The organism is Legionella lytica, from assembly GCF_023921225.1.
GTDB classification, from domain to species: Bacteria; Pseudomonadota; Gammaproteobacteria; order Legionellales; family Legionellaceae; genus Legionella; species Legionella lytica.
The window spans coordinates 1,463,544-1,482,765 of sequence record NZ_CP071527.1 but is presented as its reverse complement, the minus strand read 5'-3'; the positions used below and the strand labels follow the sequence as shown (position 1 = coordinate 1,482,765).

The window sequence follows — 19,222 nt, the reverse complement described above, 5'->3', positions numbered from 1 at the left end:
GGCTTGCCGCGGTAATTCGTAGTTTTACCTAGGTAGTTGCGAGCATCCATAAGCTTCTATATAACAACTGCATCTAACATTTTAATTTCTAAACTATCTTAATCCTACCTTAATAAAAAAAGTGTTATACTTAGTTTAATATCAAGTATAGAGGTATTAGATTATGGCTGGTTTTCTCAATCGTGTTGCAAATGCCCTACGGGATAAGCTAACTCCATCATCCCCTTTGATTGGTGGCCCAGATCAAAACCCTGTAAAACCTGAAGAGCGAAGTTTATTAAATAAAATTATTGGTGATCGAGTCGGTTATCCACGATTTAGCCCTCAGTCGCTACAGCAAATTTCCGATGAATACCTTGGCTATTTACCCAGTATTGGTCTCGGAACAAATGCGAAACTGGCTACCGATGCTGTTGACAAATTTGTTGCTAACCGAGTTAATGATGTCCTAAGTCTAAAAGAGGCAAAAACTCCGGATGGTGCCCTAATTCATGAAAAATTAAGTGACACCGACCCAGATAAAAAAGATGCGATTAAAGCGGTAAAAAATGAGATCAATCAAATTTTAGACGGCAAGGCCCTTGAACAAGGTGCTCAGAAAGAATACAAGGAGTCGATGGGAGCATTCCAGAAATTATTAGCTGGCGATAAAAAATTTCATGTCCAAGAACTGAATGGGCTATTAGAAGAAATAACTAATAACACGCGTACTACCCTTGAAGACCGACAAAAAGATGAAATTAATCAGCTCGAAGCACTCTTTGAAGATGAAACGTTCCAGGCTAATCTTACAGCAGCACTCGATCTTCCTGAGGATGAAGCAGAAAATACCGAGGCTCTAGCCGCAGTTAAAGAAAGCATGCGTAAAGACTTAGAAAATGCTCATACCAAGCAATTAGATGATTTTAATAAAGAAGTTGATAATGCCAAAGTTGAATTGCATAAGGCTGCGGAACAACAATTAAAAGCATTCTTATTTATGGCTGATTTAAGTAAGAATGATCCTAAAATGCAAGCAATGATTGAACAACTTGCTGAGAAGAATCGGTCTGGGGCAACAAATGTTTCAGTACATATCTCGGAAGATAGAGCAGATATAAGCTGCGTTAACCTGGACCAGTTGACGTTTATTCAACGCCTAGGCGGTGGTAAAATAACACCTAAAAAAGATGATGAAGGTAATTTAGTATATTCATTAGATATGGGGATGAAGTTTACTAATCCTCGTTACTATTTTAATGATCATCACAAAAAGGACATGGAGACAATGGCTCAAGCAATTCGTGCTTCTGGCTCTGAAACTATTACCATGTCTCTTACTTTTAAAAATGAAAAAGTTGCCGAAGAAAGAGCACGTCAAGCCTTTGAAGCCAGCCTAAAAAGTGGTTTTCCGCCAGAGAAAATTAATATTAAAGTTAATGGTCAGCTTTATACCTATAAACCAGAGGAAAAAGATGGCAAACCCGTGAATAAGGCCATTTCAAGCCTCTATTATGACGAAACCAGTAAAAATAAAACTGACAAAGTAAGATATGATAAAGTTATCGAACATGCAGCAGACACTCGAGCAGCTTTAGATAAAATAATTAAAGAAGGGGTGGAGAAGAAACTTAATAATTCGCCACCAGGAGATCTCACATCAATTAAAGGTGAGTTACAAGAGATTAAACGTAAAGCAGCAGAAGTTAATGTGGGAGTTACTCCTATTTCTGACCATGATGATACACGAACATTGAGTCACTAAAACGACTGTTCAAAAAATTCCACTGTTCCTGAGGCCTTAATTCTGTTATTTTATAGACGAAAATAACGGGTTAAGGCTAAAAGGAGATGGCTATGAGTGCTCGTGGTTTTGAAGAAGAAGAAAATGAACTGGAAGATTATAGCGCCAGCGCTACAATCGCTACTGAAGCAAATCCCTCTACAAAGTTAGAACGCAGACGTAAAATTGAGGAATTACAGGAAGAAAAACTCCTAAGAGAAGAGCTGGCAGATTTTGGCTAATTTTAAACCTGGGTTAGCTAGATTAGATTAACCCAGGTTCCTATCCCCTACCTCAATGCTCATCAAACCTTAATCCAATTGAAATATTCTGCAAAATTAAAAATTTATTTAATAGAATCATTGCAGCCGGCCCTAATGTAGATTCCAACGACAATCCGAGCCTGCTTCCTATATTAAAGCAACAGCTTCTTCTTGTTGTCAACGCCCAAGCACCTACTCTTGGCATGCCTGCGCCAGTAATAAAAAAATGTATATCTTTAGGCAACACGCGTCTTTATGCAATGTATGAATTGACCCTACGCAGTTAAGGGGTATAAATATCAAAGCGTACGGTTTTACCTTCAATCCTTGCATTGGTGGGTAACAATGGCTTTATTTTTTGTGGCCATTTCACCACAACCCTTTGCTTTACACGAGTAATCGCTATTTCAATTACCTCTAATGCATCCTCATCAGCACCTATCATTTGCTGCAGAGCTTGCATGTCTTTTTTAACTAAAGCTGATTTGCTGCGTTCAGGGTGCATTGGGTCAATGTAAATAACATCAGGATATTCTGTTGCAGGTAACTGCTTTAAAAAAGACATCGTATCGCAAGCATGCAGCGACAATTGTAATTGCTGCTTATCCTGCTCCTCTTGATGCGATAAGGCATCTGCCAGCAAAGCAGCCATAACTGGATGTCGCTCTAACATCAGTACTTCTGCACCAAAACTTGCTAAAACAGCAGCATCTCGCCCCCAACCAGCAGTAGCATCGATAATTTTTAAACCCGGAGTTGGCTTACATGCCCGCACTAATCCCTGCTTTTTTCCCTCTTGTCGCCGTTTCATCCAATTAACCGCGTGGAAGTCCGGAGAAAGCAAAGAAAAACGCTGCATTTTTAAGGCAACTCCTTCTTTACTAAGGAAAAGACAAGGATTTGCATCCTTGTCCAAATCAAAGTGTAACTGTTCTGCCAATACTAAAGCTTGCTCACGCAAGCTGTCATCAGCATAACCTACTGCGGAAACAGTAATCATGCGAGTTGTAATAAAGAAATGTCAGCCACACCCTGCAGTAACTTTTGTAAGCTAGCTAACAGTGCTAAACGATTCGCCTTAATTGCTTCATCCTCGACCATCACCATTACCTTATCAAAAAAGGCATCGACAGGCTCTTTCAGGCTTGCCAGCAACTTCAACAGCGCACCGTACTCAGCAGACACATACAAAGGCTCAACAGCATCTTCAACCTGATTAATGTGGCTAAACAAAGACTGTTCTGCCCCCTCTTCCAGTAAAGACTCATTAATCGCTACCAGCGTATTTTCTCCCGCATGATTCAATAAGTTATTTACACGCTTACATGCAGCTGAAAGTGAAGCAGCTTCAGGCAGACTAATAAAGGTTTGCAATGCATGCAAACGTTTGTCTAAATCATATAACCAATCATCTTGGCGAGCACATACTGCATGAACTAAATCAACACCTAAGCCCTGGGCTTGATAATAAGATTGTAAACGCTCAAGAATAAATGTTTTTAACTCAAGAATTAAATGCGGCTCAATGCTTATCGCATTCCCGTAATGCACCACTGCTTGCTCAAGTAAGGTGTTCAAACTTAAAGGAGCAGGAATTGCAATTAATAAACGCACAACAGCTAAAGCATGGCGTCTTAATTTAAATGGGTCTTTAGCTCCAGAAGGTTTTTGCCCAATAGCAAAAATTCCTACTAAAGTATCAATACGATCAGCTAGTGATAAGGCCATACCTAAAGTAGACTCAGGCAAAGCATCCGCAGCAAAACGAGGCATATATTGCTCATTTAGTGCTTGGGCTACTGCTGGATTTTCACCATCATGCAACGCATAATAGTATCCCATTAATCCTTGTAATTCAGGAAACTCACCGACCATTCCTGTTAATAAATCACACTTACTTAACTCAGCGGCACGCTCAGCCTGCTCTAAGGGCAAATTCAATGCTGGACTTAAATAACTCATCATCAACTTAACACGCAAAGCCTTGTCTTGCAGACTACCCAGTTTAGCCTGAAACACAACCTGCTCAGTTGCTCCGATGTGATTACTTAATGGCTGTTTTTTATCTTGTCTAAAGAAAAACGCAGCATCACTTAAACGGGCACGCATTACCTTTTCATTACCTAAAATAACTTGCTGTGGATTTGTACTCGCAATGTTAGAAACGGTGATAAAATGAGGTAATAATTTTCCTTGCTGGTCTTTTAAAGCAAAACACTTCTGATGCGATTGCATGGAAGCGATTAATGATTCAGCAGGAACCTCAAGAAACTCATCTTCAAAATTTGCCATTAAAGCCTGGGGCCATTCGACAATGGAGGTAACCTCATCCAGTAAATCCTCCGGCATTACCACCGTAGCTTGTCGGCTATCAGCCAATTTTTCAATTTGCTCTTTGATCACCTGTTTTCTAAGTGCGAAATCTGCAAGAACCAATCCCTCTTTCATTTGCGCTTCATAACTTTGTGCTGAGGCAATTTCTATTGGTTCTGGATGATGGAAACGATGTCCTCGACTGTGACGACCGGTCTTAATACCCAGTAGTTGATGCTCAACTACGTCATCACCATAAAGCATGACAGCCCAATGTACAGGACGAGCAAACTCATCATCCCCATCGCCCCAACGCATGGGTTTTGCAATCGGCAATGCCGCCAAAGCGTGGCTTACTATGCCTGGCAATAATTCTGTTGTCTTTTTTCCATCGCTCATACTTTCATAGATAATCCAATCGCCTTTATCCGTAGCGATACGAGAAAGTTGCTCTAACCCAACACCACATGATTTAGCAAAACCAAGTAATGCAGGGGCTGGTTTCCCTTCTTTGTCATAAGCAGCAGCCACCGCAGGACCTCGTCGAACTACCAGTTGGCTTTGTTGTTCTGCTTGTAACTCATGGATAATTAGAGCGATACGTCTTGGAGTAGCAAAACGTTTTACTTCCCCATAACTTAATTGCGCTTTATCTAAAGCGGCTAATAACTGATTTGCAAACTCGTCTGCCAAAGGCCAAACGGAACCAGAAGGTAGCTCTTCACAACCTAATTCAAATATAAAATCGTTGACCATTACACACCTTTTGCCATAGGAAAGCCCAATGCTTCGCGTGCTTCATAATAAGCTTGCGCCACTGCTCTTGATAATTGTCGTACACGTAAGATATAACGTTGTCGTTCAGTAACAGAAATCGCTTTACGTGCATCAAGAAGATTAAATGAGTGAGATGCTTTAATCACCATTTCATATGCCGGAAGGGGTAATTGCAAGGCAATCAACTTTTGCGCCTCACCTTCATAATAATCGAATTGCTTAAATAACTCGTCCACATTGGCATGTTCAAAATTATAAGCAGACATTTCTACTTCGTTTTGATGGAATACATTCCCATAGGTCACTATGCCATTTGCCGTGTTGCTCCATGGCAAATCAAATAAATTATCCACGCCAAGAATATACATTGCCAACCGTTCAAGACCATAGGTCAATTCACCGGTTACAGGCTTACAAGGTAAACCACCGGCTTGTTGGAAATAAGTAAATTGAGACACTTCCATACCGTTTTGCCAGACTTCCCAACCTAAACCCCAGGCTCCTAAAGTAGGCGATTCCCAGTTGTCTTCAACAAAACGGATATCATCAGCTAAAGGATCCACACCTAATGCGCGCAACGAATCCAAATATTTTTCCTGGATATCTAAAGGAGATGGCTTTAGGACAACCTGAAATTGGTAGTAATGCTGAACCCTATTAGGGTTATCGCCATAACGACCATCTGTAGGTCTTCTTGAAGGCTGAACGTATGCAGCATACCAAGGTTCCGGCCCTATTGCGCGTAAAAACGTTGCCGGATGAAAAGTACCCGCACCTACCTCCATATCAAAGGGTTGCAATATAACGCATCCTTGAGCCGCCCAATATTGTTGCAGGGTGAGAATAATATCCTGAAATGTAGTTGGTTTTGTCATGAAAATCTCAAAAAAAAGCAATGGTGATTATTTTAACGCAGAATATACGAAATATGAACTGTATCCCCACCTAGGGTGGGAACGACAGGCACTGAAACCAACCCGGATTACGTCTTCGTCTAATCCGGGCTACGTTTATACAGTTCAAAAGGAATTATATATTTAGGCTTAGTTGCCAGCTGCTTTCTTAATTAACTCTTGTAATGATTCTTCGCTTGCAGCACCAGGAATGAATGAAGGCTCAGAACCTACTTTAAATTGCCCATCAGGAGTAGAAGCTACGATAAAGGCAGGAGTTCCCATCAAGTGTAATTTTTCAGCTAAGGCACGGTTAGCTTCTAATACTTGAGCAACTTCTTTGCCATCCATATCCGCTTTGAATTTCTTCATATCTAAACCAATAGACTTAGCAGCATCCATAACCATTTTATCATTTAAGCGCTTGTCAATGCTGATTAAAGCATGGTGCATTTGTTGGTATTTGCCTTGCATGCCCGCAGCTAAAGCCGCTTTTGAAGCTAATTCTGAACTCTTACCAAAAATTGGGAATTCTTTGTAAATTACTCTTAAGTCACTGTCTTTTTTGAGTAGGCTGCTAATAACTGGAGCCATTTTTTTGCAATGAATACATTGGTAGTCAAAAAACTCAACAATAGTTACATTACCTTTTGGGTTACCAACGATTGTCGTTTTACCCATGAATAATTGATCAGTATTTTCTTTGATTGCCGATTGAGCTTGTTGCTGCATGTTTTGTTGTTGTTTTTGTTGCAGCGCTTGTGATGCTTCCAATAAAACTTCTGGGTTAGCTACTAAATAATCATGCACAACTTTTTCAACTTCTTTTTTTTGTGCATCAGACATAGCAGGAGCAGTATTATCATCTGCCATAACTGCAGGTGATACTAAAGATGCAGTTAGTGCTCCAACTGTTAATAGATTTGTAAATTTCACACAATTCCCCTTATTTAATAGTAATATACTTCCAACCGGCACCCTAGCATTCACTAGGGAAAAATTCAATAGTTAGGTATTTTAAACTTAATACATACCTAGGCTTCAACGACCAAATTTGCATACGCCAACACCAACCACTTCACCCCATGCTCTCTAAATTTAACCTGCACGCGAGTATGCGCCCCACTGCCTTCAACAGCCAAGACAACGCCCTGACCAAATTTTGCATGGGATACGCTTTGTCCTAAAGGTAAGCCGGCATCTTGAGCTTGGGTTTTCGCAATCATCGGCTCTTTAGTTCGAGGAGCAAAACTTGAAGAAGCCGGTGCCTGGAAGCGTGCTTTAACTCGCACTTCATCCAATAACTCGTGTGGCAACTCACGTAAAAATCGAGATGGGCGGTGATATTCTTCACGTCCGTACTGACGGCGAACCTCAGCATAAGACAAAATTAATTTCTTCATTGCCCGAGTCATACCAACATAACATAAGCGACGTTCTTCTTCTAAACGTCCTGGCTCTTCCATGGATTGTTTTCCTGGAAAGACCCCTTCTTCCAAACCAACTAAAAATACGGTAGGGAATTCCAAACCTTTAGCAGCATGCAGGGTCATTAGATGGACTGAGCGCTCATGATCATCCGCCTGCATCTCCCCAGCTTCTAAAGAAGCATGAGCCAAAAAGGCATTAACTAAAGGCAGCTCCTCGTCTTCTTCTTGCTCATAGCGAAATTGCTTCGCCGCATTGATCAATTCTTGCAAGTTATCCAGACGAGATTCCGATTTATCCCCTTTGATTTTGCTAAAGTGCGCATATAAACCACTCATCTGAATGACTGAGGATAATTGTTCATCCAATTCCATCTCAGCAGTATTGCGTTGTAACTGTTCGATGAGATCAATAAATCTAGCTAATGAGGAACCCGCTCGTTGAGGTAACGCTCCAGAATAAAGTAAGTCTTTAGCCGCATGCCATAAAGAAGATTCTTTTGCTTTCGCGTGAAGACGTACATCATCCAAAGTTTTTTCACCAATGCCGCGCGTTGGAAAATTCACCACCCGTTCAAATGCGGTATCATCCCCAGGATTAACCAGCATACGTAAATAGGCTAAGGTGTCTTTCACTTCGGCTCGATCAAAGAAGCGCAAACCACCATAGATACGATAAGCAATTCCCGCACGTAAAAGTGCTTCTTCAATTACCCGCGACTGAGCGTTAGATCGGTATAAAATGGCGATTTCATCAGCACTAGCACCTTGATTAATTTCCATCATGATGCGCTCACTAACAAAACGAGCCTCTTCCAATTCGTTAAATGCACTGAATACTAAAATCTTTTCACCTGCGCCACCTGCAGTCCATAAATCTTTCCCCATCCGTGAATTGTTATGGGTAATTAAGGCATTAGCTGCATCAAGAATAGTCGAGGTAGAACGGTAATTTTGTTCCAGACGAATAACTTGTGTTCCTTTAAAATCACGAGCAAATTGCTGAATATTTTCAACTTTTGCACCACGCCAACCATAAATAGACTGATCATCATCCCCCACTGCAAGCACCGCAGTGTCTTCCCCAGCTAAAAGACGTATCCAGGCATATTGAATGGTGTTAGTGTCTTGGAACTCGTCAACTAAAATGGCCTGAAAACGTTGGCGATAATGTGCCAAAATATCTGGATTATCACGCAGCAATTCATGGGTGCGCAGTAATAATTCGGCAAAATCAATAACTCCTGCTGTCTGGCAAGCTTGTTCATAAGCACTATAAATCGCCAATAAAGTTCTACCAGGGCCATAACTTAGGGTATGTACATGTTGAGGGCGAATGCCTTCATCTTTGCGGCCATTAATAAAGGATTGAGCTTGTTTCACTGGCCATTGTTCTGAATCTAGATTTAATGCCGCGATAACCCGTTTAATTACTCGAGCCTGATCTTCAGAATCCAGAATATGAAATTGCTCAGGTAAATTCGCTTCTTTATAGTGGCGACGTAATAAGCGATGACATAGTCCATGAAACGTACCAACCCATAAACCCAAGACTGGGGTTGCTAACATGTTGTTAAGCCGCGCCCGCATTTCACCAGCAGCTTTATTTGTGAACGTTACCGCAAGAATACCATGGGGAGAAAGCTGTTCTTTCTCAATCAACCAAGCAATACGGCTAACTAAAACTTTTGTTTTACCACTACCTGCTCCAGCCAAAACCAAAGTATTACCAAGCGGTGCCGAAACCGCTTCACGTTGTCGTTCATTTAGGCCATTGAGAAGTGCAGCAATGCTCATACATTTATTCCAACTAAAAACTGTGGGCGTATTATCATCAATTTAGTACATAAAAACTATAAAAATATTGCCTTTTGTCGGTTGGGTGACTACCCCAATAAAGGTTATTGGTACCACCTCAGAGCATAATGTTGGGCCATGGACCTAACCTACAGTGAGTGCAAAATTTTATGTTTTCTGCGAGCCCTTGCATTCCGATGATTCCCAGAGCAGAATAAAGGGCATTAAACCCATTGATTCTTTAAAGGATTAAGATGCATTCTCTCTACCCCGCCATTAAACCGTATAAACAACATGAGTTGAAAGTCAGCGATTTGCATACACTGTATATTGAAGAAACCGGAAATCCTGAAGGGATCCCAGTTATTGGTTTGCATCAGGGACCAGGTGGTTGTTCTGCTGAAGGGTATCTGCGTCGTTTTTTTGATCCACAACACTACCGTATTATTTTATTTGATCAACGCGGGTGCGGTCGTTCTACTCCCCATTTAGAAACCAGAGAAAATACGACTCCTTTGTTATTAGATGATATCGATGCCATTAGAGATTTCTTAGGCTTATCCGAATTTGTATTATTTGGTGGTGGCTGGGGGTCGTTGCTTGCCCTACTTTATGCACAAAAATTTCCTCAGCAAGTGAAAACATTATTGTTACACCAAATCTTTTTAGGACGTCGACAAGATGATAACTGGTTCTATCGAGAAGGTGCCAGTCTGGTTTATCCTGATTATTGGCAAGAATTCATTAATTGTGTTCCACAACACATGCGTGATGCAATTCCACAATATTATGCTCAATGCTTGCAAGGTACTAATGATCTAATCCGTATGAGTGCAGCAAAAAACTGGGCACTTTGGGAGGCGCGTTGCAGTAGCTTACAACCTCATTTGTATGTCATTGATCAATACAGTGACCCACACTTTGCCTTAGCTCTTGCAACACTTGAAACACATTACATCACGAATAACTATTTTATTGAAGAAAATCAGGTGCTCGAGAATGTCCATAAGATAAGACACATTCCTACCTACATCGTGCATGGCCGATTTGACCTGGTATCACCGCTTGCGGCAGCTTATGAGTTACATCAAGCGATTCCAGCATCTAATTTAAGAGTTGTACGGGATGCCGGTCATTCAGATCGAGAGTCAGGAATTATTGATGCCCTCATTTATGCCAGTAAAGAAATTTCCAAACAAGGGCCTGATGCATGCTAATTGTAATTCAACGAGTCAGCGAAGCACGTGTTGATATTGATAATGAAACCGTGGGGCAAATAAACCAGGGACTGATGGTACTCTGTGGTTTTGAACCAAATGATAGCTTACAAACCATCGAAAAAATGCTGCAAAAATGCATCAGCTATCGCATATTTAATGATGGTCAGGGTAAAATGAACTTAAGCTTGAAAGAGATTAATGGTGACTTATTACTAGTGCCTCAATTCACCTTAATGGCAGATACTCAAAAAGGACTCCGCCCTAGCTTTTCAAGTGCGGCCCCACCTGAACTTGGCCGCCAATTATTTGATCACTTATTGACTCGGGCAGCCCAGCTCTATCCAGGAACGCAAAGCGGTTGTTTTGGTGCGGACATGCAAGTTCATTTGTGCAACGATGGCCCAGTTACCTTTTTAATGCAATTTTAAATCTACTCGTTTGCAAGAGCGATAAACTCGTGTAACATCATCCCTAAGTTGGTTTAATAAGTTATAAGAATCATGCGATTAAAATTAATAAGTATCAGTTTGGCAGGAAGCCTTGCATTAGCGGGCTGTGTAAGTAAAGGAACAAACCCCGCGGATCCTTATGAGCCATTTAACCGCAAAGTTTATAAGTTCAATTCGGCACTTGATAAAGTGGTTTTAAAACCATCAGCCAAAGTCTACCGAGCAGTACTTCCAGCCTTTGTTCGCAAAGGCGTGAATAATTTTTACAGTAACTTAGATCTGATCCCTACCGTGGGTAACGACCTATTACAAGCCGAAGGTAAATGGGTCATTAGAGATACTTGGCGTTTCCTAATTAACTCAACCCTAGGGGTAGGTGGTATTTTGGACGTAGCTCAAGAATTTGGTCTGCAGCCACACTCTAATGATTTAGGTCTTACCTTGGCGAAATGGGGCGATAAAAACTCACCTTATCTGGTTCTCCCCTTCTTAGGCCCAAGCACCATTCGTGACGGTGCTGGATGGCTATTCCAATTTGCTCTGTACAGTCCTTATGTTTATATTGATGAAGATGCCGTGGTTTACAGCTTATTAGCGCTACGTTATGTTGATTTACGTGCTCAGTTGCTAACGACTGATCGCATTATGGATGAAGCTTTGGATAAATATGCATTCATGCGTGATGCTTATCTACAACACCGTAATTACCTCATTTCAGGTGCTAAGCAAGATAATGGTGAACTTTATGTTGATGATGTCGAGGCAGATAAGAGCGCCGCAGCAGCTACAGCCAATGCAGGTAGTGATTACGTGGATGAATAAATAAGTGTAGGCTGGGCTGTTAAGCCCAGCCTCGGGTGTTTGTTGAACTTAAGAACCCAACCTACCCTAAACAAATACTCTTAAGCCCTTTCAAAAAGTCACCAGCAATATCCAATCCGGTTTCCGCAGTGATTTCTCTTAAACAGGTGGGGCTAGTCACGTTAATTTCAGTTAAATAATCACCAATTACATCAATACCCACAAAATACAAGCCCTTAGATTTCAATGTAGGGCCAATTTGTTGGCAAATCCAGCGGTCACGCTCATTAATGGGAACTACCTCACCGCGCGCACCAGCAGCTAAATTTCCACGTAACTCGCCTTGAGCAGGGATACGAGCTAAAGCATAAGGTACGGGTTCACCGTTAATTACTAAAATACGCTTATCCCCAGCTGTCTTAATCTCAGGAATATAACGCTGCGCAATAATAGTTCGTGTCTGATTTTCAGTAAGCACTTCTAGAATGACAGATAAATTACGTCCATGCTCGTCCACATGAAAAACGGAGCTTCCGCCCATTCCTTCCGCAGGTTTAAAAATAACTTGTTGGTGAGTTTTCCAAAAGGACCGTAGTTTTTTTATATCACGTGAAACCAAAGTTGTTGGGCAACATTGCGGAAAATTTAAAGTAAAAAATTTCTCATTGGCATCACGTAAGCTTTGCGGTTTATTTGCAACCAAAACCCCTTCACGCTCAGCCAACTCCAATAAGTAGGTTGTGTAAATATACTCTGTATTAAAAGGAGGATCCTTACGCATTAAAATAATATCAAAATCAGCTAAAGGTTTTTCACCTAAGTCATTGGTTTGGGCCCAATCACGGCTATGCTCATCCCCAATAATGAGCTCAGAAACATGAGCATAAGCACGACCTTCACGGCAAAATAGATCCTGCTGAGTAAAATAAACGCAAGACCACCCCAGCTCCTGGGCCCTTTTGATCATGGCAATAGTGGTATCTTTGTACGGTTTTAAATACTCTAAGGGATCTATCAATACTGCTAATCTCATTTATTATCCCCCAATTGCAGCAATTTCTCGTGCTGCAGCAAGAGCAGCTAAGCGAGCAATCACTCCATACACATAAAAGCGATTAGGACAATCAACAACTTCCAACTCATCCGAAGGTATATTGCAAGCTTGGGCAAATGCTAATGGTTCAAAATGCATCCCAGGTGCATTCAGATTTTCATCAATACCGCGCTCCTGATGCACTCGATAAAAACCGCCAACAACAAATTGTCCGATCATATACACAACCGGTTCAGCAACCGCACCATTAGGCATGGTTTCAAAGGTGTACACCCCTTCTTGAATGATCACACGATCTACCTTTTGGCTGCCTTTACTGGCTGACATTTTAGTCCGTTGCTTTCTATTTAATTGGCGCACTTGCTCCGCATTATGCACCATCATCACACTCATACCATAAGTGCCATTATCGGCTTTAATCACGACGAATGGTTTTTCTTTGATTCCATAGGTAGCATATTTATCTTGTATGGATTTAAGAAGCTTATCTACTTCAGTAGCCAGCTGCTCGATGCCTTCCTGAGCCATAAAATCAACCCCATCAATGGCACTAAAATAAGGATTAATAAGCCAAGAATCCATGCCCACTAATTCAGAAAACTCCGCCGCTACTTCATCAAAAAAACTAAAATGACTGGACTTTAATCGTGAGGACCATCCTAATTTTTCTGTAGGCCTGATTTTTTGCTGCAACCCTTGTAAAATCTCGGGAACCCCTTGAGATAGGTCATTATTCAACATTAAAAAGCAGGGATTAAAATCAGATAAACCAATACGATCTCCCTGTCTTTGTATTGGTTCAATTAATAAAGTGTCACCACTTTCAAGAGTAATTTCAGTTGGCTCTTTAAGATCAGGATCCAAACTACCAATGCGTACAACAAAACCCGCTTTGCTAAAAATCGTGCGCAATACATGCAAGCTTTGCATGTAAAATTTATTTCGTGTATGGCTTTCTGGAAGCAATAAAATCCGAGTGCAATAAGGAACGTAATCAGCTAAAACGGATTGGGCTGCCTGAATGCATAAAGGAAGAAAATCGGGATTTAAATTATTAAAACCAGCCGGAAATAAATTCGTATCGACCGGTGCTAATTTGAAGCCTGCTTGACGCAAATCGACTGAGGATGTTAACGACGGAGGCGTTTGCTTCCATTGCTTTCTAAACCAAGATTCAATCGCAGCAACTTGATTTAAAACAACTTTTTCAACGTGATACAAGGGGCCAGGATTAGCTGTAGTTAAATGAGGAACAGGGACTTCAGAAGCGTTCATGTTATCTCTCTTATTATTTTTATTCCCCGCATGTTACCGAGGTTAGGAAAGAAATAAAAGATCTGTGTCATTTTCTGTTATCATATTAGCACTTGATTTTTATAGAGAAGGAAGGCAACAAGTGATCGCGGAACTAGCAAAACAGTTTACTACTCAAATACAAACTTTTTTTTATCTGATTATGGTAATCAATGGCATTTTGCATTTAGTTTTTGCAGGAGCTGTTGCTCGTGATGCAGGAGGTATGAATCGTCTAGGGCAAAAAACAGTCCTTGTATCCGCATCAACCTGGGCATTTGCAACTTTAATCGGAGGTGTATTAACAGCGACTATTTACTGGTTATTACACCATTCAACATTAACAAGACCCGCAATAAGAGAAGTACGTTATGACAAACCCTAATATTAAAACAATTGATGTACATGAATTAAAAAATAAAATGGAACAAAATCCTCATTTATGTCTAATTGATGTTCGTGAGCAGGAGGAATGGCAATCCGTGCGCATCCCCAGTGCAATTCATATTCCTAAAGACAGCATTAGCGCTAATATTGAAGCACACATAGCAGATAAAAATAACCCTATTTATCTTCATTGCAAAGGAGGTGTTCGTTCTTTATATGCCGCCCAGTGTTTGATGGACTTAGGGTACCAAGAAGTATATTCCGTAGACGGCGGTATCATGGAATGGGCTATGTTTGGTTATCCTATAGAACAATAATTTGTGCATACGTCATCTCGACTACCAAGCGGGATGACGTAATTCTTAAGAATCTAATTACTGCACACAATAAATAAATAAGTCGTGTTCTTTTGTAGGATCATTGAGGTTCGCATTAACGATCGCATTTTGTCCACTTTCATCAGAAACCACTTCGGAGCGAAACATCCCTATTTTGCTTACCTCAGCTTTACTCTTGCATTCTTTTTTTGCAGAGTCCATGACTTTCTGTTCTAGTGCCGCAACACGAGCAATTAATTCCCCAACAAAATCTTCGACAATAAATCCCTCTATTCGTTCAATAGAAAATACCATAGAAGAAGTAAGGGTTTTCGAGACCTGAAACTCTGACGGTATATCAACAACGATATATCCATGCTCAGGATTATGAGGATCTTGATAAGTCTGTTTCAAAATAAAGTGTTTTAAACTAGTGTACATTGTTGATGCTTCGTTATTCGTAGGTAAATTACTACGATTAAAACCTAGTGCTGTACCCAAAAGAGTAAAGAATTTACTATTATCCACAGAGGTTACAAAGGATGCCCAATAATTATTCCAAGAAGCATTTGCATCATAAGACTGATTAATAATATCGCGGACATAACACGTAGCAGCATTAAGTATGTATTCACAACTATCTAATGCTTCGGGCTTAGCTGAAATCTGTTCATCCAAACAGCGAATAACTGTTAATAAAAAGGCTATTTGAGAACGTCTGATTGCGGAAATTTTACTGTATTTGTGTCCCCATGTTTCGGGATCCACAGTCTTGTCTACTAAGTACGCATTAATGAAGTCTGTTACGTCATAATATTTGTAATGCCTTGCTAAGGACTTAATGCTACTAATGATATTTTGCTTTAGTAAATCATATTTAACTAATGTAAAAGCCATTTCATTCCTCCATAAACTTCATAAACTTCTAAACACAGACATCCCCTATAAAGCACAATTAGCAGGACAGTAAAAAGCAACGGCTTTACTAAGATTTATACCTTAGGGGTATAGATAAAAATTCCATTGTCAGTGAATTCTAAACTAATTAATGTGAGTCCGATATAAAAAATAATGTTATTTTTTATAGCAAACCTAATCTATTTTGATCGCTCCTTATTCCTCTTATAGTTGCATTATCCTAGTACATTAAGTTAAGTTACACATTCCCCCCAATGGAGGTGTAGTCTTATGAAAAAATATATCTGCTCTGCTCTATTAGCCTTGAGTTGTTTTAATACCTATGCTGAAACCAATCAGCCTAAATTGGTTGTACAAATAGTAGTCGATCAATTACGTGGTGACTTAATTCATAAGCATCAACAACAATTCGGTGACTCAGGATTTAATTACCTATTAAAGCATTCTATCAATTACAGTAATGCACATCATCCTCATGCGAATACCACTACTTGTGCAGGACATGCCACAATTTCAACTGGTAGTTACCCTGCTATGCATGGCATTATCAATAATGACTGGTACAACAGAAAATCCAAGCAAACAATCTATTGCATGGAAGATTTAAAAACACAAGTATTGCCCACACAACACACTAAAACAAATATTCCAGGACGTTCACCAAGAAATTTATACGCATCAACCTTAAGTGATGAAGTAATCTTAGCCCAAAAAGGACGAGCCTTTGGTGTTTCATTTAAAGATCGCTCAGCAATAACGCTTGCGGGACATGCGGGTAAAGCTTTTTGGTTTGATACAACCAATGGTGGCTTTGTAACCAGCAACTATTATGCGAAGGAATACCCAAGCTGGGTAAAAAATTGGAACCAAAATTACCACTCACCCAATTTTGAGTGGCATTTAGGTAAATCAAAAACAGAGTATCAAAATGCAAACGCGCCTGTCTTCCCACAAGTAGACCTGGCTTTTGGACAGAGTTTTCCTCATCATGTGCGGCATGAAGAAAATCAAGACTATTTCAAAGCGCTCTCTAAAACCCCAAGAGCCGATCAGCTGACCGCCAGTTTTGCAGAACATTTATTAACTGAAGAGAAACTTGGATTAAGCGCGAACAAGACCGATTATTTAGCCATTAGTTTTTCCGGAGTTGATGCGATTGGGCATCAGTTTGGGCCCAATAGTCTTGAAGCTGAAGATAATTTATTAGAGTTAGATAAAACATTAGCTCATCTTCTTGGAGTGCTTGATAAGCAGGTTGGATTAAACAATACTTTAATTGTCCTTACGGCAGATCATGGTGTTAATGATGGACCGACTTATCTTAAGGCACATAATATAATTGAAATTCAGCCTATCCAAATTGCTGAGATGGAGCAATTTATTCATAAGGCCCTAAAAAAACACTACAAACTCCCTAAAAAAGCTCTCATGTCAGTAATGCCACCTTATGTTTATCTGAACCATCATATAATAAAAAAACATCACCTAAGTCCTCGTAAAGTAAGTAATTACCTTGCTCAGCAATTAACATTGAAACCCAGGATATTTAAAGCCTATCCCCTTCCTGTAACCCAAATTGAAAAAGACTGGCTCAGCGCAAAAGTAAATAAAATGTATTATCCTGATCGCGCCGGAGATGTATATATTGTACAACCTCCAAACCAATCCAATGGGGCTAAAGGCATTTATCGTATCTCCCATGGAAGCCCATGGAATTATGATAGTTATGTTCCTTTATTGTTTGTACACCCAAGCTTTAAAGCACAGCACATTTTCCGTAAAGTTTATACAACGGATATCGCAACGACTTTATCTTCCTTACTGATGATCAAGGCCCCTTCTGCGGCAGTTGGACAACCGTTGGAAGAAGTAGTGGGTGCATTTTATGAGAACACCCAAAGCATGTAACCCTTATCAGGACAAGTCGTAATACGGGGGTTATGAACACAAATCCCCGTATTACACCACGCTAATACGGACTACGTTGCCCAGTTTCACAATTAAAGATTGAATTTGATACAAAAAACCATTAATATTTGGACCAAAATTTAAGCGATATCATCATGAACAAAGAAGTCATTATTATTGGGATTTCAGGCCCTTCTGCGTCTGGTAAAAGTCTTTTTGCAAATACTATTGTTAACGAATTAGGATCCGAGCATGTAGTAGTTATCTCTGAAGATGCATACTACAAAGATAATGGACATCTGCCTTTCGCTGATCGAGAAAAAATAAATTATGATCATCCTGATTCATTTGATCATGCACTCTTATGTGAACATTTGCGTCAGCTCAGAGAAGGTAAATCGGTCGAGATACCTATTTATTCTCATTCAAAACATCTTCGTTTACCAGAAACTAGAACAATCGGCAAACATGCTATTATCATTCTGGAAGGTATTTTACTCTTTAGTGATAAGGAATTACGTGACATTATGGACATTCGAATCTTTATGTCTACTCCCCTTGATGTCTGCCTGACACGACGTTTAAAAAGAGATGTGGTGGAGCGTCATAGAACATTTGAATCTGTAGTTCACCAATACGAAACAACCGTACGTCCTATGTACTTGCAGTTTATTGAACCATCAAGCCGTTATGCTGATATTATTGTGCCTCGTGGCGGTGAAAATAGGATTGCTATCGAAATGATTCAAGCAAAAATGCGTGAATTATTAGCTTCACATACTAATACCAAATAGTAATAGGAGAATAACTGTGGGTTTTTTAGCTGGTAAAAAAGCACTGATCATTGGTCTAGCGAGCAATCGATCTATTGCTTATGGAATTGCCAAAGCCTTTCATGAGCAAGGCGCTGAATTAGCATTCACCTACCAAAACGACCGCTTGAAAGAGCGTGTTGAGTCAATGGCTGCAGAGTTTAATTCAAAGCTTGTCTTCCCCTGTGATGTTGCTCATGATGAAGAAATTAAAACTCTGTTTGCTAACTTAGGACAGCACTGGGATAAATTAGATAACCTAGTTCATTCTGTAGCATATGCACCTGCAGACCAAATAAGCGGTGACTTTGTGACCTCCTGTACTCGTGAAGGTTTTAAAATTGCTCATGATATCAGCGCATACAGCTTAGTTGGTTTAGCCCAAGCAGCACTACCGATGATGGAAGGAACAGAAGGTTCTATCATTACTCTTAGTTATTATGGTGCTGAAAAAGCCGTGCCTAATTATAATGTGATGGGCATTGCAAAGGCGAGCTTAGAAGCTTCTGTACGTTATTTAGCATCAAGTTTGGGACAACGCGGTTTACGTGTTAACGCCATTTCCGCAGGACCAATTAAGACCTTAGCTGCAGCAGGAATTAAAGATTTTCGTAAGATTCAAAGTGCTTATGCAAATATCACTCCGTTGCATAGAAACGTTACTATTGAAGAAGTAGGTAATACTGCTGCATTTTTATGTTCAAGCCTAGCATCAGGTATTACTGGCGAGATCGTTCATGTTGATGCGGGTTATCATGCTGTTTCAACGATGAGTGATTTAGCTTAATTTATCAGTTCTAAAAATTACTTAGCTCATATAAATAATTATCT

The 19,222-nt window shown here is 40.2% G+C and carries 18 protein-coding genes; 10 read left to right on the top strand and 8 right to left on the bottom strand.

Annotation, left to right across the window (positions count from 1 at the left end; genetic code table 11):
* Positions 1–163 precede the first annotated feature (163 nt).
* The gene (locus tag J2N86_RS06635; RefSeq protein ID WP_252582057.1) at positions 164–1,744 is read left to right on the top strand and encodes a YdgA family protein; all 1,581 of its coding nucleotides are present in this window, start codon (positions 164–166) and stop codon (positions 1,742–1,744) included.
* Positions 1,745–1,836: 92 nt separating this feature from the next.
* The gene (locus J2N86_RS06630) at positions 1,837–2,004 is read left to right on the top strand and encodes a PA3496 family putative envelope integrity protein (protein ID WP_252582054.1); all 168 of its coding nucleotides are present in this window, start codon (positions 1,837–1,839) and stop codon (positions 2,002–2,004) included.
* Between the two features lie 304 nt (positions 2,005–2,308).
* Here the strand turns inward: J2N86_RS06630 and J2N86_RS06625 are convergent, their stop codons facing one another.
* The 5 genes from J2N86_RS06625 to uvrD all read right to left on the bottom strand — a co-directional run bounded on the left by J2N86_RS06625 (position 2,309) and on the right by uvrD (position 9,232).
* The gene (locus J2N86_RS06625) at positions 2,309–3,025 is read right to left on the bottom strand and encodes a class I SAM-dependent methyltransferase (RefSeq protein WP_252582052.1); all 717 of its coding nucleotides are present in this window, start codon (positions 3,023–3,025) and stop codon (positions 2,309–2,311) included.
* Positions 3,022–5,094, bottom strand: coding sequence for a glycine--tRNA ligase subunit beta (glyS, locus tag J2N86_RS06620; protein ID WP_252582048.1), 2,073 nt, complete (start codon positions 5,092–5,094; stop codon positions 3,022–3,024). The genes J2N86_RS06625 and glyS overlap by 4 nt, the downstream gene beginning before the upstream one ends.
* Positions 5,094–5,990 (bottom strand): glycine--tRNA ligase subunit alpha, encoded by an 897-nt coding sequence (gene glyQ, locus J2N86_RS06615; RefSeq protein WP_252582045.1) that lies wholly within the window; start codon positions 5,988–5,990, stop codon positions 5,094–5,096. The genes glyS and glyQ overlap by 1 nt, the downstream gene beginning before the upstream one ends.
* Positions 5,991–6,158: 168 nt before the next feature.
* Positions 6,159–6,944, bottom strand: a complete 786-nt coding sequence (locus J2N86_RS06610; protein WP_252582042.1) for a DsbA family protein — start codon at positions 6,942–6,944, stop codon at positions 6,159–6,161.
* A 98-nt stretch (positions 6,945–7,042) separates the two neighbouring features.
* The gene (gene uvrD, locus J2N86_RS06605) at positions 7,043–9,232 is read right to left on the bottom strand and encodes a DNA helicase II (protein ID WP_252582039.1); all 2,190 of its coding nucleotides are present in this window, start codon (positions 9,230–9,232) and stop codon (positions 7,043–7,045) included.
* A gap of 254 nt (positions 9,233–9,486) precedes the next feature.
* Here uvrD and pip point away from each other — a divergent pair, with 254 nt between their 5' ends.
* From pip to J2N86_RS06590, 3 genes are all read left to right on the top strand, one after another.
* On the top strand, positions 9,487–10,449 hold the full coding sequence (gene pip, locus J2N86_RS06600; protein WP_252582036.1) for a prolyl aminopeptidase: 963 nt from the start codon (positions 9,487–9,489) through the stop codon (positions 10,447–10,449).
* Positions 10,443–10,880 carry a D-aminoacyl-tRNA deacylase gene (gene dtd / locus J2N86_RS06595; protein WP_252582033.1) on the top strand — a complete coding sequence of 146 codons (438 nt, stop codon included), beginning with the start codon at positions 10,443–10,445 and terminating at the stop codon, positions 10,878–10,880. Before pip ends, dtd begins: the two co-directional genes overlap by 7 nt.
* Positions 10,881–10,952: 72 nt before the next feature.
* Positions 10,953–11,723 (top strand): MlaA family lipoprotein, encoded by a 771-nt coding sequence (locus J2N86_RS06590; protein ID WP_252582030.1) that lies wholly within the window; start codon positions 10,953–10,955, stop codon positions 11,721–11,723.
* Between the two features lie 61 nt (positions 11,724–11,784).
* On the opposite strand, the gene gshB is transcribed toward J2N86_RS06590, so the two are convergent.
* Together gshB and gshA are read right to left on the bottom strand one after the other, a co-directional pair.
* A complete protein-coding gene (gshB, locus tag J2N86_RS06585; protein ID WP_252582028.1) occupies positions 11,785–12,735 on the bottom strand; it encodes a glutathione synthase in 951 nt (316 codons plus the stop codon).
* Between the two features lie 3 nt (positions 12,736–12,738).
* A complete protein-coding gene (gene gshA / locus J2N86_RS06580; protein ID WP_252582026.1) occupies positions 12,739–14,031 on the bottom strand; it encodes a glutamate--cysteine ligase in 1,293 nt (430 codons plus the stop codon).
* 121 nt (positions 14,032–14,152) lie between these two features.
* Between gshA and J2N86_RS06575 the strand changes: the two genes are divergently transcribed.
* Positions 14,153–14,434: a hypothetical protein gene (locus J2N86_RS06575; RefSeq protein WP_252582391.1), complete on the top strand. Its 282-nt coding sequence runs from the start codon at positions 14,153–14,155 to the stop codon at positions 14,432–14,434.
* Entirely contained in the window at positions 14,421–14,753 is a 333-nt protein-coding gene (locus J2N86_RS06570) for a rhodanese-like domain-containing protein (RefSeq protein WP_252582024.1), read from the top strand. Before J2N86_RS06575 ends, J2N86_RS06570 begins: the two co-directional genes overlap by 14 nt.
* A gap of 57 nt (positions 14,754–14,810) precedes the next feature.
* Here the strand turns inward: J2N86_RS06570 and J2N86_RS06565 are convergent, their stop codons facing one another.
* Entirely contained in the window at positions 14,811–15,650 is an 840-nt protein-coding gene (locus J2N86_RS06565; RefSeq protein WP_252582021.1) for a hypothetical protein, read from the bottom strand.
* Between the two features lie 291 nt (positions 15,651–15,941).
* Here J2N86_RS06565 and J2N86_RS06560 point away from each other — a divergent pair, with 291 nt between their 5' ends.
* The 3 genes from J2N86_RS06560 to J2N86_RS06550 all read left to right on the top strand — a co-directional run bounded on the left by J2N86_RS06560 (position 15,942) and on the right by J2N86_RS06550 (position 19,178).
* Entirely contained in the window at positions 15,942–17,579 is a 1,638-nt protein-coding gene (locus J2N86_RS06560) for an alkaline phosphatase family protein (protein WP_252582018.1), read from the top strand.
* A 155-nt stretch (positions 17,580–17,734) separates the two neighbouring features.
* Positions 17,735–18,373 (top strand): uridine kinase, encoded by a 639-nt coding sequence (gene udk / locus J2N86_RS06555; RefSeq protein WP_252582016.1) that lies wholly within the window; start codon positions 17,735–17,737, stop codon positions 18,371–18,373.
* Positions 18,374–18,389: 16 nt separating this feature from the next.
* Entirely contained in the window at positions 18,390–19,178 is a 789-nt protein-coding gene (locus J2N86_RS06550; RefSeq protein WP_252582013.1) for an enoyl-ACP reductase FabI, read from the top strand.
* The last annotated feature ends 44 nt before the right edge of the window (positions 19,179–19,222 follow it).